This is a genomic window from Halomonas alkaliantarctica, from assembly GCF_029854215.1.
Classification (GTDB): domain Bacteria; phylum Pseudomonadota; class Gammaproteobacteria; order Pseudomonadales; family Halomonadaceae; genus Vreelandella; species Vreelandella alkaliantarctica_A.
Genome location: NZ_CP122961.1, coordinates 2,949,038 through 2,966,330 on the forward strand (window position 1 = coordinate 2,949,038; position 17,293 = coordinate 2,966,330).

Sequence of the window (17,293 nt, forward strand, 5' to 3'; positions counted from 1 at the left end):
TAGTCCTAATGTTTTTTATTATCATTAAAGAGAAAAGCGACTAACCATTTTTTTAATTATTAATCTTACTAACTAATTAACAATCCCTTACTAAACCGATGATCTACTTCAACTTTATTGGCGGGTTGTTTTTGGCGCATTTGTGCAATTCGTGCCGCTAATATGTGCGCACGCATAATGGCAGCCGCCCACTCACCATCGCCATGTTGCAAGGCACGAATAATTTCTCGATGGTGCTGCATACTGCCCAGCAGCTCCTCACGGGTGTAATGGTGAAAACTGCGCCTTGAGACTGGCACTTGCACAATCGTTTCTAATAATCGTTGGAGGCGAGGGCTATCCGCCGCCGTCACCAGCTCAGCGTGAAACTGATTATTAAGCACAGCGATTTCATCCACTGCACGCTCATCGTCTTGCTGGCACAGTATTTCCATTTGATCGGCAAAACGACTCAATGTGGAGATCTGGACTTCGCTAATACGTTTAGTGGCTCGTCTAACCACTTGTGGTTCTAACAAGACTCTCAATTCAAACACTTCTTCCACGTCATGCTGTGTCCAACTCACCACACGAGCGCCATGGTGGGGAATAGCTTCAACCCAGCCATCGGATACCAAACGACGCAATGCTTCGCGAATGGGCGTGCGGCTGTAATCAAGTTCCTCTCCAATAGCCGCTTCGCGTACATAGCTGCCCGCAGCATAGCTGCCATTGAGGATGCGCTGCTTGATGATGTGGTAAACACGGTCGGCTGCTGTCATAACGACACTCCAGAACGTTCCAGCGACTTGGTTTATATCACTGATGAAGCGTATTTAAATGGATACTAAAGACTAAGGTCGTCAAGCAAATTGTGTACGACTTGTTGCACAAATGGCCAATATAGGCCTACATTTGTCAAAAATCGAGCCGGTTGCATACAATAATTTGAATATTGCCCATCCAGGTGGGTAGTCTTGCCATAAAATAGGAGTTTAAAATGAAACTCGACCCCACGTCTTTAAGGTTATTTGTGCGGGTAGCAGAGATGGGCACCATAACCGGTGCAGCTGATGCTGAGTTCATTGCAACTTCTGCGGTTAGCAAGCGTTTAAGTGAGCTTGAATCGCATTTCAGCACACCACTGTTACACCGCAATAACCGAGGCGTAGAGTTAACACCAGCAGGTAACGCGTTACTGCACTTGTCTCGCGGGGTGCTGCATAACCTGGAAGACTTAGATCTACAGATGCGCGATTACACTAGCGGAGAGCGCGGCATTATTCGCATTTTTGCCAATATGTCCGCCATCACTCAGTACTTACCCGGCGAGACTCAGGCATTTTTCGAAAAGCATCCTGATATTGGAGTGCAGCTCGAAGAAAAAGTCAGCCCAGTAATTACCCGGGAAATTATGGCGAACGGTGCGGATATTGGTATATGCGCCAAACTCCCTCATGGCTATGACTTAGCTGAGCTGCCTTACCACACAGATGAGCTGGTGCTTGTCACGCCGTTAAATCATCCTCTTGCTAACCGCGATGCCATCGATTTTCGCGACAGCCTAGAACATGCCTATGTTGGGCTGCACTCTTCAAGCGCTATCAATCTTCAGCTCTTAAAGGCCGCCAGCTTAGCCAACAGACCGTTAAGACTGCGCATTCAAGTCACTAGCTACGACGCGCTGTGCTTGATGGTTCAAGCAGGATTAGGGATCGGGGTGGTTCCGAGAGGGGCCATTCGTCAATACGTGGGTGGGTTACAAGTACGTGTACTGCCTATTCGAGATGACTGGGCAAAACGACCGCTGTGCATTTACGTCAACAACATCGATCGAATTTCGATGGCAGCCAGGCTTTTTGTGGATCATCTCATTGAATCTTCAAATAATTCTAAACAACAGCCAGTAATAGAAAAGAGTGACAGGGCTTTAAAAGCTCCATTAATTTAGCGTTAATTTTATGCCTGTCTTCTCGATTCACGAAAGCAGGCTCATCAATCACTAATACCCAAATGCGTTGACAACGAGTATTTATAGTCTGGAGGTGGTTATGTAATACACCACTTGATCACAACAACAAACCGTCCATGACAATAAAAGCATTCCAATGCTTGAGGTAATAATAATGAAATACTTTGCTAAAAAATCACGTCTGCTTATTCCCGCCTCCATCCTGGCATTCGGTACGCTTACCAGCGCCGTTGTACAGGCCCAGGAAGATGCTTTGAATATTGGTGCTGTTCCCACAGGCACCGGTTGGTTCTTTGGTATTTCAGAAGGTGCGCGCGTTATCAGTGCCAATACACCTTACGAAATTACCGTACGCGAGACTGGCGGCACCCGTGAAAATGCTATTCGTTTAGGGCGCGATGAACTGGATCTTGCTTTCACTGAAGCTCTGGTAGGCTATGAGCAGTACAACGGTATTGGCCGCTTTGAGGACACCCCTAACGAAAACGTACGCTTAGTCTACTGGATCGCGCCTTCCACCATGCACTGGGCAGTGCGCCAAGATGCTGACATCAACACTTTTGAAAACCTTACTGGTGAGCGCTTTAATCCCAGCAGCATTGGCGGCGGCGGCGAGTACATCACCGAATTAGTGTTTGATATTCTAGGGGTTGAACCCGACTTTCAGCGCATGCGCATTGATGATGCGGCAGAAGGTGTGATCGACGGTCGTTTAGTCGGTTTCAGCTATAATGGCATCCCGCCTATTCCTGCGTTCACTGAGGTTCACTCATCTCGCCCTCTGCAGCTTCTGTCACTTTCAGAAGAGCAGCTTGAGACCGTCACCGCAGAGCTTCCCTTCTTATCACCATCGATCATCCCTGCAGACACTTACCGCGGCATGGATGAAGCAACGTCGTTAGGTATCTATATGGGCGTGTCAGCTAATAGCACGCTAGATGACGATATTGTTTATGATATCACCCAAGCCTATTGGGAAAATCATGATCAAGTTTCGGCGTCTTTTGCGCCTGCAAAAGGAATGACCCCACAAGACGTAATTGATAATGCCACCTTCCCGATCCACGCGGGTGCGTTGCGCTATTATCAGGAACTGGGTCTTGATATTCCTGAAGACGTTATTCCTCCCGAAGCACGCTAATAGCTGCTTAAACTCGTAGGCATCCATTTGCCTGCGAGTGCTTTAATGCCATCCCCTCGTTAACACCTCATTTTTGACACGCCCATAGTAATTGCCTTACGGCAAAGTGGCGTGGGAGCCATCCGATGGATACCCTTGAAAGTAATAAAATTGTTGAAAAATATTCGGAAGATTCGGGTAAGCGTCAGCTAACGGGCTTCTGGTTTTTAGTGATGCGTCTAATCGCGGTGGCGATGGCGGTTTTCCACCTCTACGCTGCAATAACCGGGGCAGTGAATACCCAAAACGCCATTCACCTGCTATTCGCACTACCGTTAATTTTCTTGGGCTACTCCTGTCGCGCAAAGGATAACCAGCGTCTCCCCTGGTTTGATGTCATTCCGGTAGTGCTTGCGGTCGCAGTGAGCGGCTATTACATCATGCAGTTTGATCGCATTATTTATGAGCTTGGCTATCTAATGCCGACCACCTATGACTTGGTGTTTGGCTTATTGGCAATTCTGCTTCTCCTCGAAGCCTGCCGACGTGCCATTGGACTAGCGTTCCCTGTCTTGGTACTTATTGCCCTCTCCTATGCCTATTTTGGTAACCACTTACCTGGTGTTTGGGGTCATGGGGGATTTGGCTGGGCAGACTTGGTGGCCACTTTCTATATGAGCCCGACAGGCATCTACGGCAGTTTGATGCGTACCTCCTCGACGGTGATTGTGGTGTTCATCATGTTTGGCGCGCTACTGGTAACGACAGGTGGTGGTGATACCTTTATGCGGTTGTCTAACTCTGTGACGGGCGGTATGGCGGGTGGTCCTGCTAAAGCCGCCACCTTATGTAGCGCCCTGTTTGGTAGCATCAGCGGCAGTACCGCTGCCAACGTAGCCACGACAGGCGTATTCACCATTCCTTTGATGAAAAAAAGCGGCTATAGCCCACGCTTTGCTGCAGCCACTGAGGCTTCGGCCTCTACAGGCGGACAGATTTTGCCCCCCATTATGGGCGCGGCCGCATTTGTCATGGCCGACGTCATTTCTGTTAGCTATCTCGAAATCATTGGTGCTGCCCTCATTCCAGCGCTGCTTTTCTATCTCGCCATTTGGATGAGCGTTCACTTTGAAGCGAAGCGCCTGGGGCTCAACCCAATACCTAAAGATCAGCGCCCGACATTACGCGAGGGCCTGTTCAATATTGAAACGCTGTTGCTACCGATTATCATACTAATCACCATGCTGGTGCTGCGTTATACCCCAACCACGGCTGCCGTGGCCGCTTATTTTACCGCGCTGCTGATCTATCTCTTCTCCTGGCGTAGCCCAGGCAGCTTTATGGATCGCTTAAAATCGATCCCTGCTGCCTTGGAAGCAGGCGCCATGACCGCGGCCATGATCGCAGTTATCATCGGTAGCGTTGCGATTATTGCCTCAGTAATTAGCCTTACCGGTTTAGGCCTGAAAGTCTCATCGGTCATTCTTGTCGTCAGTGGCGGCGATGTATTGGTCACCCTACTGCTGGCTATGGTCGTCGCGATTATTCTAGGTATGGGCTTACCGACAGTAGCGGCCTATATGCTGGCGGCGTCTGTGGTGGCCGCAGCATTCATTGAAGCGGGCTTACCCAGTCTTTCAGCGCACCTGTTTATCCTCTACTTTGCGATTCTTTCGGGGGTCACACCACCCGTTGCGTTAGCGGCTTATATCGGTGGTGCCATTGCTGGTTCACACTGGTTCAAAACTGCCCTGACGGCGACGAAAATCTCCCTTGGGGGTTTCTTGATTCCCTTTATGTTTATCTACCACCCTCCGCTGCTAGGCAATGGTACTCCGCTTGAAATCGCTCTCGCCGTAGCCTCTGGCGTGGTAGGCATAGTGGCGCTAGCGGCATCGACAATCGGTTTCTTCTTACGTCCGTGCAGTTGGCTGGAACGCGGACTGTTACTTGCGGCAGCGCTGATGCTGATTAACGGCATGGTGACAACCGATGTAGTCGGCATTGCACTTATCGCGGGGCTGTTTGCATGGCAATATCGTTTGAACCGTACTGATAAAATAAGCGCACCGATGCCCAGCAAGGAGCCGATTCGATGAAGATTGTCATTGCCGATGATTATCAGGACTGTGTGCGCAGTTTAGACGCTTTCAAGCAGCTAGAAGGCCAAGAGGTAACGGTTTATCACGACACGCTTACCGACCTGGACGCATTGAGCGCGCGCTTTCAGGATGCCGAGGCGTTGGTACTCATCCGTGAACGCACGCCTATCACGGCTGCCCTGCTTGAACGCTTGCCCAACCTGAAAGTCATTAGCCAAACCGGCGGCGGTGCAGCACATGTGGATATGGAGGCTTGCCGCCGCCATGGCGTCACCGTCATGGCGGGCACTGGCTCACCCTACGCCGCGGCAGAATTGACCTGGTGTTTAGTGCTGGCGGCAATGCGCCATATACCGGCAGAAGTTGAGAACCTGAAAGCGGGTCGTTGGCAGCGTACCTTAGGCACGGGTCTTAAAGGTCGCACCCTAGGCATTTTTGGCTACGGAAAAATCGGCAGCCTAGTGGCGCGCTATGGTGAGGCGTTTGAAATGAACGTGCTGGTATGGGGGCGTGAAGGCACCCGCCAACGCGCTACCGAAGCTGGGTTTGAAGTGGCCAAAAGCCAAATAGACTTTTTCCAGCGTGCGGATGTACTCAGCCTGCACTTGCGGCTGAACGACGATACTCGCGGTATTGTCAGCGCCGAATCTCTCGCCCACATGAAACCCACATCTCTGTTGGTAAATACCAGCCGTGCCCAGTTAGTGGCGCCTGGGGCGCTGGAACAAGCACTAAAAGCCGGGCGACCTGGCCAAGCGGCGGTAGACGTATTCGATGCAGAACCTGTATTCGAACACTCACTGCTGAAACTGCCCAATCTGGTCGCCACACCGCACCTTGGCTATGTGGAAAAGGATAGCTACGAGCTCTATTTTAGCGATGCGTTTAGCAATCTATTGGCCTATATCAATGGTCGGCCAGTCAACAATCTAGCGGATTAATAGAGCGCGCCAAATGGTGCAGCGAACACCGCCTCTTTGCTAATTGTGCTAGCCTTATGGGTTCACGAGTAACACAGGGGCCATTAATGCTCACCATTTCTAACAACGTTTCCTTGGCTGATTGGGAGATTGATATTAGCCAGATTCGCGCCCAAGGCGCGGGCGGCCAGAACGTCAATAAAGTCGCCTCTGCGGTACACCTGCGTTTCGATATTCTTAGTTCAACACTGCCACCGCTCTACAAAGAGCGCTTAATGGCGCTATCGGATCAGCGTATCAGCAAAGAGGGCGTGGTAATTATTAAAGCCCAGAGCCATCGAAAGCTCGAGCTGAATAAAGAGGATGCGCTGGCGCGTTTAAAAGAGCTGATACAGAGTGCCACCAAACAGCAAAAAGTACGTCGCGCCACTAAGCCCACCAAAGGTTCACAGCGCCGCCGCGTCGATCACAAAACCCGTAAGGGTAAAATTAAATCACTGCGCGGTAAGGTGTCGCCATCTTAATGACTAAACTCTCTACATTGCCCACTGCTCGCCCACTCTCGCCCTGCGTACAAATTTGCCAGATCGAGCCCATTACGTCAGTCTGCCACGGCTGTGGTCGAACGCTGGACGAAATTGCGGGCTGGGGTAGCATGACCGAGGCCGAAAAAGCCCCGGTGTGGGAACGTCTGGAAAGCGAAGGTTACGTGTCTGTCAGCTAGGTTTCTGCCGCGTCACTATGGCTCAAGTGATACTATGTCTCAACTGATAGTGCTTTCGGCTGGTGGCGGTCGCTTAATATATGGTGTAGTTCACCGCAGGCTACCATTGGATCGTCACAGTTGATAACAATCTCCGAGCGGGCCAACACGTAGCTCCGGCCGGTAATGGTGTTCTCCACCACTTGGTAAGCGCCCTCCTGATGGGTACCGACGAAGGTACCGATAAACCCTGTCTCCCGCAGTGAAACGGTCTCTAGCTTATCGCCCAGGTTGAGCCGCCCTTCGTAGTTCATCAACGCCAAGCGTGCCGAGGTACCGGTTCCCGTTGTGCTGCGGCAAATAACGCCTGGATGCACATAGGTGGTCGAGCGTGAGCGTATATAACCTTCCGTTACTTGCTCTTCAGGCCCCATAAAGTGCAAAAATGGTAGCGGCCCTACATCGCCCAGGGTGTAGTGGGAAAAGCCCCTTTGCGCTTTTATTGCTTCGACAATTTTATAGGCACACTCCGAAAGTGCGCGCTCCTCATCACGCACCAGCCTAAAACCCAGCTCTGTGGCATCGACCAAGGCGTAAAATCCACCGCTATAGGCGATTGAGTAGGTGACTTGGCCAATCCCAGGCACTTGAATTGTATCGCGATAGGTATCGATATAGCTGGGCAGGCCGCCACAAGTAATCGACTCCACTACGCCGTTGTGCACCTTCGCTTCGATTTGCACTAAGCCTGCGGGCGCTTCCAGCTTAAAGCGCTGTATACCCTCCTGCTTGGGCACAATGCCGCTCTCCAACACCGCCGTAGCGGTACACAGCGTGTTGGAGCCGGAGTAAATGGGGTACCCCATCACTTCCATAATGATATAGCCCGCTACCGCTTCAGGGTGGCTGGGAGGCACTAATAAATCCACCGACATTTCCGGAATGCCGTAGGGCTCTTCCAGCAGCAGGCGGCGCAAACCATCGGCATCGTCACGTAGGTACTCCATCTGCTCGCGCACGGTGGCGCCCGGCAGTAGGTCAATACCTCCTGTAACAATACGGCTGACATCACCACCGGCATGGGTATCCATAAGCTGGATCGTGTGGAGGTTATGCACTAGCGGCGCTCCTCGGTGGTAGAAGAGGAGTTTTCAAGCGCGAACGGCGCACCATGAGATGCCCATTGAGCATCGGGAACAAGCACAATTTTGCCCAGGTAGTTGCTGCCCCGATTGACAAAGTAGCGCTCGGCATCATGTAGCTCGGAGAGCTTAAACGCTGCATGCAGCACCGGCTTCAGTTCACCGCTGCGGATCCAGGCCACCAACTGCTCAGCCTCTTCACGGGTGCCGTGGGAAACGCCAAATATCTGTACTTGATAAAGATATACGCGGGTCCACATCATTTCGCTAAGATTGCCACCACTGGCACCGGCAATGGAGAGGCGCGGGTAACTGTTACGTCCCTGCATATCGACAATCATGGTGTCGATAAACAGGTTGGTCATCTCGCCACCCACCAAATCCATCACCGCATCAATCGGTTTGCCGCCAGTGGTTTCCAGCACCCGGTCAACAAACGTCGGCAGGTCGCCACGATCAATCACCGCTTCCGCACCTAGGGCTTTGAGCGCCTCGGCTTTGTCCAACTGGCTGACTGCATATGGAATAGCACCCACAATACGGCAGAGCTGAATTAGCGCGGTTCCTACCCCGCCGCTGGCTCCACTAACCAGTACACGTTCGCCAGCACTCACCTTGGCTGCGGTCATCATGTGGTAAGCGGTCTGATAAGAGCACATGCCCATTGAGGCCAGTTCTGCATCATGCAGTTCAGGGTTAGGCACGTGATAAAACTGATCCGCAGGCACGGCGATATACTCTGCAAAGCCGCCATCGGCCCCGTGGCCGTAATAATCGGGCGTTAAATTGATATCGCGGCGCCCATCGGCGTAAATATTAAAATCAAGCAGCCCTCGCTGACCAATGCGCTCGGCGTCAACGCTCTCCCCGACCGCCACTATGCGGCCAGCTACGTCGGCACCTTGAATACGCGGGAAGGTTAAGGTTGGCGTACCGCCCATGGCAAAGGAGGTAACATCGCCCTTATCCTTGGTGGGATAAAGCCCTTCCCGGGCTTTTCGGTCAGTGTTGTTCTTCGCCGTTGCGGTCACCTGCACCAGCACTTCGCCCGCCTTTGGCCGCGGCGTGGCGACATCCTGATGATATTCCAGCTTCTCGATACCACCATGTCCGGTCAAAAGCATGGCAGCCATTGTGATGGGCACCGTGGGTGTCGTCTCGGCCATGGAGTGACTCCTATGTTGGGCTAACGCCCGATTAGCTAAAAACAGGGACGCCAATCAGCACTGTGTGTAAGTAAAAAGCAAACACCACATACGCTATCAAGCCGACAAGAACGGTAGCAATGGTGGCCATTTTAGATGTTCTGACAGGCGCAGGCGGTGTAAGGCGGTCGCGCTTTTTGGCAGTTTTAAATGCCAGGATAGCCCAGATAAGAAAGGCAGCAAAAAAGATAATATCGCCCAAGCGACCATTGGCCAGCAGGTGAGCAAACGCCCAGATTTTAACCGCCAGCATCATTGGATGCCCAAGCTTGGCTTTAATCGCGTTATGGGGAATGTAGGCCGCCACTAGCATAATAAAGGCGGGCACCATCAGCAGCGCCACCGCATGACGCATTCCCATTGGCGGGTACCAGATATAGATGGGGTCGAGACGCATCTGGCCAAAACCGTAAATAGCTATAGCCAAGCCAACGATGGATACCGCTGAATAGGCGACTTTCCAAGTGGTTTCGCCGTGTTTCGCAATCTGACGCTGACGCCAGTTTTCAGCAAAGATACGTACAGAGTGGCTGCCTAAAAAAATCAGCAGCCCGATAATCATAATCGTCATGAAACAACTCCCGGTAAAAACGCTAGTCGACGGCTTTATGCCTTATAGTCTTGGTCGCTGGAGAGGATGCCACACTAAGCCGTCAAGCACCTACGCATGCGTCAACTTTTCGTTTCTGGCGGGTCATTCCCTGTCGCAGCGAAAACCAGCCCTTAATACCAGTTCTTAAAACCAATTCTTAAAACCAGCTCTTAAAACCAGTGCTTGCGCTTAAACAGCCAAATCAACACCCCACCAATGCCCAGCATGGCACCCCATACGAAGAAGTAGCCATATTCATACCGCAGCTCGGGCATATTTTCGAAGTTCATGCCGTAAATACCGGCGATAAACGTTAATGGTACAAAGATGGCGGTAATGACGGTAAGAACACGCATGGTGATATTGAGCTGATGCGATGAAATAGAGATATAGCCATCGATTAAGTCGCCGCAAATATCGTAGTACATCTGGGTCAAGGTATAGAGACGTTCAAAGCGGTCCGCGACATCATTAATAGCGTGCAGCGTTTCACTCTCCTCCCGCGGCAGATGCTCGTAGTCATAAGCCGTCAGTTCTTGGGTAATACCCTTGTGATAGCTAAAGATGCGGCGCATTTTAACCAGCCGAGAACGGTAAGTAATGATCTTACGCATTAGCGTATCATTACCGTTCTCTAATAACTCATCTTCCAGATCGCTTAACGCCGTTTCAAATTCGAGCAGGCTATCGATATAAAAGCCCGCCGAAATATACATTACACGCAGCGCGACGTGTTCCGGCGAGTGGGCCAGTAGCGCTTTACCCTGCTCGTTGAATAGCCGTTCTATAGAGAGCGCTTGGCCGGGGTGCAGCGTGACCAAGAAACGTTCACCCACAAAAAAACAGACCTGCTGAGGTAGATAGTTCAGTTCAGCATCGAAGGAGGAGATGCCGCGATAAATAATCAGCGTATGGTTGTCAAACTCTTCAATTTTAGGCGGATGGCGCTCTTTATGGGCATCTTGAATCGCCATCGGGTGAAACTCAAACGTCTCTAAAATTGCCCGCTCGCTTTGCTGGGACTCCCCCTGCATATCGATCCAGATATGGCTACCAGGCGAAGATTGCCACGCTGCTAACAGGCGTTCATCCCCCTCGTGAGTTTCGCCTTCAGGAGTGGTCAGAATAGTTCGAATCATGGTCGTCCTTGAATATTTCCGGTCTTAATAAGCCCTATCTGCAGGTTGGGAAACACTGACTTGGGCTTTTCCAGAGCGTTTGGCTTCATACATAGCTACATCAGCGCGCTTAAGCAGCTCATTGGCTGTCTCGCCGCTCGCGGGTAAATAAACTGCAACGCCGATACTGACACTCACTTGCAACGCTGCATTGCCAGCGGCCAGCGGCTCTTGAACGACCTTAACTAATTTATTGGCCAGCGACTCGATTGCCGTGGGCTCACTCCCTTCTAAGAATAAGACGAACTCGTCCCCGGCCCAGCGTGCTATATAATCGGTTTCGCGTATTGTTTTGCCCAATCTGTCAGCGATCACACGCAGCAACTCATCGCCCACGGCGTGCCCATGGGCGTCGTTAATCATCTTAAAACCATCTAGGTCCATAAACAAAATGGCTAAGGGTTGCCGAGTGCGTCGAGTACGAGCCATTGCGTCAGGCAAGCGCTCATCCAAGGCTCGTCGGTTAGGCAGTTTGGTTAATACATCTTCACGGGCCTGCTGATCACGCAGACGTTCTAGCTGCTGTCGCTCGGTAATATCGTGAATAAAGAGACTTCGCCGCTCACGCCGATCAATCATCAATTTTTTGACGCGCACCTCAACGGCCAGTTCAGTGCCATCATAACGGCGCGCCATAAACTCAAGAGCCGTCTGGTCTTTAGCATCAGGCAACCCAGCGGGGAAAATCAGCTGTGTGATTGGCTTAGCCAGAGCCGCTTTTCGTGGCCAGCCAAACATCATTTCAGCCGCTTGATTCCAATCCAAAATAACGTTGTAGGCATCAATGCTGATATAAGCGTCATAGGCAGACTCAATAACTAATTTGAGCTCGTTAGTACGCCGCTCGATTTGGCTCTCCATGCTTCGGTATAACTCATTGAGCGCTTGCAGAGAGGCGTGGGCATTTTTCTTCTCGAGTACCAGCCGCTCTCGCAGGTGAATTTCATCCGTGACTATTGCTGCCAAATCTTGCAAGGCCGCTAGCTCATCCTTGCTAATGGCCCGCGGCTTCGTGTCAATAGCGCAGAGTGAACCTAGCACCAAGCCTTGCAAAGACCGTAGTGGAATACCCACATAAAAACGGATGCCGCTGGGACCAGTCACCAGAGGATTGCAGGCAAAGCGAGAATCTTGACAGGCATCTTCAACAATCAATGGCTCAGAGGTAGCCACTGTGTAGGCACAGAAAGCTATGTCGCGGTGCGTCTCACGAAACTCTACGCCTACTCGGGACTTAAACCACTGTCGGTTCGCATCTATCAATGTCACCGTTGAGATAGGCACATTGAGCAGCCGGGTCACCAATCTGGTGACCCGGTCAAAGGCAGGCTCTTCAGGGGTGTCTAGCAGCTCAATCTGACGGAGAGCTGCTAGTCGCATCTCTTCGTCAGGTGATATGGGGTGGCTCATTATTGTATTGCCCATGAGATAGCTATAGTGCTGCCAGCATATCGCGACTAGGCCTTTATTGCTTACTACTCACTTTTTTAGCTAAAACCGCGAGCAGGACGCTGGTTAGCGTTGAAGCGATTAAGGCCCCAACGAATGGTCCCAGCGTGGGGATACTGCCCGGAAAACTGGCAGCCACCACACCATCTATCAGACTTCCCTGGCTTAGCCACCCAGGCAGAATGGCACCCAGCAAACCTGCGACACCCCCGGCAATCGCCGCGACCGGCGTCATTCGTTGCCAAAGCCCGAGCAGTACAGGCACCACAATGGCAGCACACAGCAGGTCGGCAATCAAAAACAGCCGCAATACCGACAATCCCTGCAAAGCAATCAATACCACCGGAACCATCACCACTATCGTCACCCAGCGGGCAGCACCCAGGGAAACGCCCCGCTGCCCGCTACGCGCTACCACCAGCGAGGCAATGCCGTTTTGCAGCGTATCAACGCTAGAGGCCACCAAAGTGACCGCCAGCACTAAGGCGGGTAACGTTAGCCAAATGGGTGCATCGCTAAGTAAGGCAAAAAACGGCATTGGTGGGTCACCTAGAGCCACGCCACTCATCGCGGCCAACACGCCCAGACCGCCAATCACCATGACGACAACGACTGTCATCGCCCCGCCTAACCAGGCCCCGCGCCCCAGGCTTTGATCGTCTTGAGCGGCCCACACGCGCTGCCAATAGCCTTGGTGGAAAAGGTTCGCAGCGGTTACCGCGATCACCAGCGTTAACGCTACACTGAGCGCACTGGTGATGGGTATAGACGGAAGAGCAGTCTCATTGGGAATAGTGGGAAGCCGCCATAAAGCCATGCTGCCCACCACACACAGCAGTACCAGCAACAGCCACGCCTGCCATCGGTCAGTGGCAAGGCTGGCACGCAGGCCACCCGCCGCAGTATAGATTAGCGTGGTAAGCGCTACGCCAATAATCACCAGTGTGGGTGGCACATCGGAAAGTAACGCGGTGATTGCTCCAATGGCGGTTAGCTCGGCGGCTAAAAAGCAAGCCATATAGGCGATTGATACCAGCGTCACCCAATGCCTTACTCCAGGGCCATAGCACACTTCAGCGAACTCGGCGATGCTGCGCCCTTCGGGCAGCGCACGACGAATTTTCGGCCCATACAGCCCTAAGACGATAAACGGCAACGCAGAGCCTAATGCATAGCCTGCCAGGGCGAGCGGGCCCACAAAGGCACCAATTTCAGGGGGCGCAAAGAGAATCCAAGCGCCCATCCCAGAGGCAAGAAAGGAGAGCCCCAGGGTAGACGCCGTTTGCGAGTTGCGGGCGGTAACGTAATCATCAAGTGGGCCATCCACCCAGCGAGCACGCAGACCTAAATAAGCAAAGCAGCACAGCGCCGCGCCAAGCACGGATGACGTCAGGTAAAGCATGTCGCACTTCCTCCGCCGGTACTAACCGGATCAGGTTCCAGGGTCTGCGCAGAACGCATCTCAGCCCGTTAAAGCAGGGCTCCCCTGGCGACAGTGAATGTAGGTGTGGTTTTAAGTGCTTTTCTTAGCACTCAAGAACCATTTCAAAAGCTATTTCGAGAACTATTCTCAATCATAATCACAGCTTAGTAAAGCTTAAGGCGTGGTGGCAGCATCTTAGCGAGGCACACGTCCCATCAGGTAAAACTCTTCATTGGGCGGTGTGCCCGCCAGCGTGACTAACCGATTCGACAGGCCAAAAAATGCCGCGATGGCACCTATATCCCAGCAATCCTCTTGACTAAAGCCTACTTCCAGCAAGCGGGAAAGCCACTCGTCGGTCATTTCTCCGACATCGATAGCACAGTGCATAGCAAAATCGAGCATCACCCGGTGGCGCTCGCTAATCGGCGCCACGCGATGGTTGATCGCCACCTGGTCAGCAAGTAGCGGGTCTTTACTGTAAATACGCACCAGTGCCCCGTGGGCAACCACACAATATAGGCAGCGATTACGTGCGCTGGTAGCCACTACAATCATCTCTTTTTCGGCTTTGGTGAGGGTATCCGACTCGCGCTCCATCAACGCATCGTGATAGGCAAAGAAAGCCCGAAACTCGGCGGGGCGGTGGGCCAGCATCAAAAAAACATTGGGTACAAAACCCGCTTTCTCCTGAACGGCCACAATGGCACTGCGAATATCTTCCGGCAGATCATCCAATGTTTCAGGCACATTAAAACGACTTAATGATGCAGACATGCTCACCTCTTTATTGTTAAGTTTAGCCATCTGGTAAAAATGGTTTAGCTGACAGGTAACAAAAAGCTAAATTAAGTCGCTTTTAATCAGCCACTCTGCTCGCCATACTGTAATTTCGATCTGTAACAAAAGCCTCGCGCTACTCTTAATAAACAGTTCGTTCAAAGGGACACTGTCATGAGCCATAACGAAGCCAAGGAACATACCCCCGGTCGTTTAAACGAGCTGTTTTCTGACCCTTACCAAGCGTTTGAAAATGATACCGATGAGCGTCAGCTACATATTCGTATCATGCTGCATATGTTGCTTGCCCGTCCCATGAAACGGGGTCAAATGACACTCCGGGTCATTCATGGCTGGGAAAACGGCGGATGTGAGCCCGAAGACCTACAACATGTCGACTGCAACCTCGGTGGAGTGCCTGACTTTAAGCGCGCGGTACAAGATTTTGAACACGCTTCCAAGCACAACACTCCTCTCCCAGCCGACAAAAGCGCCATTCTTGCCGCCCCACTAGCCGATGCGATTGCCGGTGCCGAAGCCGAGGGGCAGAACCTCAGCAACGACATTCGCGATACCCCAGCGCGCTGGCCAGCATTCGAGGGCGGCTTGGCCCTGTATACGCTGTTTAAAATGTACCACCGATTGATTTATGGCGAAGATGACACCTACCGCTGCACACAATGTATGACGCCGCTGGGTATGCGCGAAATACATGAGTTTCACCTTGAAGAGGGTGAATTCGCGCTACTAGTGCCAGCCGCCGAGCACTTCATGAACGAACCCTGCCTACTGGTTCTGCATGAAAGCCAGCTCGGCCCCATCGAGCAACTGCTCGAAGAAAGCCTACCTTTATTCGATAATTTTTAAGCAACAACAGCCAGGACACTCCCGTCAATTGACCCTGCTTTTTCTTTCTGCAGGGCCAATTTTCAGTAATGCAGGAAACGTTCTTTAGCCCAGCGAAATCGTGCTATTGATGCCACTGGAAACATTCTCGGGCTCAAACCAACGAGCTGTCACCGTTTTTGTTTGTGTCCAGAACGCAATCGCCTGCTTACCATTAGGCCCCAAATCTCCCAGCTTTGAAGCCCTTGAACCAGTGAAACTGAAGTAAGCAACGGGCACCGGAATCGGCACGTTAATGCCAATTTGGCCAACGTCGATATCGGTTTCAAACCGGCGCGCCACCCAACCAGAGTTGGTAAAGATGGAGGTACCGTTGCCGTTGGGGTTGGCATTGATAAAGGCAATCGCCTCATCCAGGGTTTCAACACTAACCACACACAGCACGGGGCCAAAAATCTCTTCCCGGTAAATGGTCATATCGGCGGTTACATCGGCAAACAGGGTAGGCCCCACGAAGTTACCGTTGGGGTAACCCTCTACCTGAACGTTGCGTCCATCGACCATCAGTTTGGCGCCCTCTTTCTCCCCCGCATCGATTAAACGCAGTACACGATCACGGGCTGCTGGTGACACCAAAGGACCCAAGTCCGCATCAAGCTGAGTACCTGGGCCTACTTTCATTGCTCGGGCTGCATCGACAATATCGCTCAACCACTCACGTGCGTCTCCTACGAGCACCACCACCGAGTTGGCCATGCAGCGTTGGCCCGCAGCGCCAAAGGCTGAGCCCAGCAGGTTGTTGATCGCCTGGCTACGGTTAGCATCGGGCATGACCACACAGTGATTCTTGGCGCCCATCATCGCCTGCATGCGCTTGCCCGCTGCTGCTGCACGGTTATACAGCAGAGAACCCACGTGGGTAGAGCCGATGAACGAGAGCGCTTTAATATCCTGATGATCAGCGATTTGATTGGCCACGTCCGGTCCGCCGTGCACTACGTTGAGCACTCCCGCAGGGACACCCGCTTCGTGGGCGAGCTCCACTAAACGCATGGTAGAGCTGGGATCTTGTTCGGAGGGCTTAAGAACAAAGGTATTACCGGTGGCAATCGCCAGCGGGAACATAAAGCAGGGCAACATAATCGGGAAGTTAAAAGCGGTAATCCCAGCCCCCACCCCCAGCGGTTGATGCATGGTGTAAACGTCTACCTCGTTGGCGGCATTTTCGGCTAATTCACCCAACTGCAGAGAGGTAATTGAACAGGCGTGCTCTACCACTTCCAGACCACGACCCACTTCGCCTTCCGCATCGGGCAGGGTTTTACCGTGCTCTTCAGTAATCAGTGCCGCCAGTTCAGCGGTATTGTCGCGAATCAGCGCCTGCAGCTTGAGCATAATACGCATGCGCTTACCCAGCGGCACTTTGCGCCACTCCTTAAACGCCTCTTTAGCGCTACTGATGGCGCGCTCTACTTCTTCAGCGGTACAGAATGGTACGCGAGCCACCACTTCTTGCGTCGCCGGGTTAACGACGTCGCGCCACTCCTGGCTTTGCGACTGCACGGGCTGACCGTCGATATACATGGGGATTTCGCGAACGGACATAGCGCTGCTCCTATCTATGATTGTGGTTGTTATGGGTGCGAGTGATGAAAAAAGCTGTTTTTAAAGTGCATCGCGGTAAGGCAAGTACACAGGGTATAGCAGCAAGTTGACGTTAACGTCAACCAAGTATCACATGAGTAAACAAAATCTACGCCCAGACGTCAATTAGCCTTTCCATTGTGCCACCGCGCTGGCTATGCTTCGGCTAGGCAACCTATGATTGGTGTGCCGCAGCCTGCGGATCACCCATGGCGAACGAGCGTGTTTACACACAGGG

The 17,293-nt window shown here is 52.2% G+C and carries 16 protein-coding genes and 1 riboswitch; of the genes, 7 read left to right on the forward strand and 9 right to left on the reverse strand.

Annotation, left to right across the window (positions count from 1 at the left end; translation table 11 throughout):
• Positions 1 to 68: 68 nt before the first annotated feature.
• A complete protein-coding gene (locus QEN58_RS13535) occupies positions 69 to 761 on the reverse strand; it encodes a GntR family transcriptional regulator (protein WP_280104148.1) in 693 nt (230 codons plus the stop codon).
• 218 nt (positions 762 to 979) lie between these two features.
• On the opposite strand from QEN58_RS13535, the gene QEN58_RS13540 reads away from it, so the two are divergent.
• The 6 genes from QEN58_RS13540 (at position 980) to QEN58_RS13565 (ending at position 6,817) form a co-directional block, all read left to right on the forward strand.
• On the forward strand, positions 980 to 1,930 hold the full coding sequence (locus tag QEN58_RS13540; RefSeq protein ID WP_280104149.1) for a LysR family transcriptional regulator: 951 nt from the start codon (positions 980 to 982) through the stop codon (positions 1,928 to 1,930).
• A 175-nt stretch (positions 1,931 to 2,105) separates the two neighbouring features.
• Positions 2,106 to 3,092 (forward strand): TAXI family TRAP transporter solute-binding subunit, encoded by a 987-nt coding sequence (locus QEN58_RS13545; RefSeq protein WP_280104150.1) that lies wholly within the window; start codon positions 2,106 to 2,108, stop codon positions 3,090 to 3,092.
• A 125-nt stretch (positions 3,093 to 3,217) separates the two neighbouring features.
• Entirely contained in the window at positions 3,218 to 5,170 is a 1,953-nt protein-coding gene (locus tag QEN58_RS13550; RefSeq protein WP_280104151.1) for a TRAP transporter permease, read from the forward strand.
• A complete protein-coding gene (locus QEN58_RS13555) occupies positions 5,167 to 6,114 on the forward strand; it encodes a D-2-hydroxyacid dehydrogenase family protein (RefSeq protein ID WP_280104152.1) in 948 nt (315 codons plus the stop codon). The genes QEN58_RS13550 and QEN58_RS13555 overlap by 4 nt, the downstream gene beginning before the upstream one ends.
• A gap of 86 nt (positions 6,115 to 6,200) precedes the next feature.
• Positions 6,201 to 6,617 carry an alternative ribosome rescue aminoacyl-tRNA hydrolase ArfB gene (arfB, locus tag QEN58_RS13560; protein ID WP_280104153.1) on the forward strand — a complete coding sequence of 139 codons (417 nt, stop codon included), beginning with the start codon at positions 6,201 to 6,203 and terminating at the stop codon, positions 6,615 to 6,617.
• On the forward strand, positions 6,617 to 6,817 hold the full coding sequence (locus QEN58_RS13565) for a DUF1289 domain-containing protein (RefSeq protein WP_280104154.1): 201 nt from the start codon (positions 6,617 to 6,619) through the stop codon (positions 6,815 to 6,817). Before arfB ends, QEN58_RS13565 begins: the two co-directional genes overlap by 1 nt.
• Before the next feature lie 32 nt (positions 6,818 to 6,849).
• Here QEN58_RS13565 and QEN58_RS13570 read toward each other — a convergent pair whose 3' ends face one another.
• The 7 genes from QEN58_RS13570 to QEN58_RS13600 all read right to left on the reverse strand — a co-directional run bounded on the left by QEN58_RS13570 (position 6,850) and on the right by QEN58_RS13600 (position 14,562).
• Entirely contained in the window at positions 6,850 to 7,914 is a 1,065-nt protein-coding gene (locus tag QEN58_RS13570; protein WP_280104155.1) for a proline racemase family protein, read from the reverse strand.
• Positions 7,914 to 9,104 (reverse strand): alcohol dehydrogenase catalytic domain-containing protein, encoded by a 1,191-nt coding sequence (locus tag QEN58_RS13575; RefSeq protein WP_280104156.1) that lies wholly within the window; start codon positions 9,102 to 9,104, stop codon positions 7,914 to 7,916. Before QEN58_RS13575 ends, QEN58_RS13570 begins: the two co-directional genes overlap by 1 nt.
• Positions 9,105 to 9,135: 31 nt before the next feature.
• Entirely contained in the window at positions 9,136 to 9,714 is a 579-nt protein-coding gene (locus QEN58_RS13580) for an NnrU family protein (RefSeq protein WP_280104157.1), read from the reverse strand.
• Positions 9,715 to 9,905: 191 nt separating this feature from the next.
• Complete coding sequence (locus QEN58_RS13585; protein ID WP_280104158.1) at positions 9,906 to 10,874, reverse strand: magnesium transporter CorA family protein; 969 nt, start codon at positions 10,872 to 10,874, stop codon at positions 9,906 to 9,908.
• Positions 10,875 to 10,898: 24 nt separating this feature from the next.
• Positions 10,899 to 12,323 (reverse strand): sensor domain-containing diguanylate cyclase, encoded by a 1,425-nt coding sequence (locus QEN58_RS13590; protein WP_280104159.1) that lies wholly within the window; start codon positions 12,321 to 12,323, stop codon positions 10,899 to 10,901.
• A 55-nt stretch (positions 12,324 to 12,378) separates the two neighbouring features.
• A complete protein-coding gene (locus QEN58_RS13595; RefSeq protein ID WP_280104160.1) occupies positions 12,379 to 13,764 on the reverse strand; it encodes an SLC5/6 family protein in 1,386 nt (461 codons plus the stop codon).
• Positions 13,754 to 13,860, reverse strand: a riboswitch (TPP riboswitch). It overlaps the preceding gene by 11 nt.
• A 120-nt stretch (positions 13,861 to 13,980) precedes the next feature.
• On the reverse strand, positions 13,981 to 14,562 hold the full coding sequence (locus QEN58_RS13600; protein ID WP_280104161.1) for a peroxidase-related enzyme: 582 nt from the start codon (positions 14,560 to 14,562) through the stop codon (positions 13,981 to 13,983).
• A gap of 177 nt (positions 14,563 to 14,739) precedes the next feature.
• Here QEN58_RS13600 and QEN58_RS13605 point away from each other — a divergent pair, with 177 nt between their 5' ends.
• Positions 14,740 to 15,432, forward strand: a complete 693-nt coding sequence (locus QEN58_RS13605) for a hypothetical protein (protein ID WP_280104162.1) — start codon at positions 14,740 to 14,742, stop codon at positions 15,430 to 15,432.
• Positions 15,433 to 15,516: 84 nt separating this feature from the next.
• Here the strand turns inward: QEN58_RS13605 and QEN58_RS13610 are convergent, their stop codons facing one another.
• Positions 15,517 to 17,016, reverse strand: coding sequence for a CoA-acylating methylmalonate-semialdehyde dehydrogenase (locus QEN58_RS13610; RefSeq protein WP_280104163.1), 1,500 nt, complete (start codon positions 17,014 to 17,016; stop codon positions 15,517 to 15,519).
• Positions 17,017 to 17,293 lie beyond the last annotated feature (277 nt).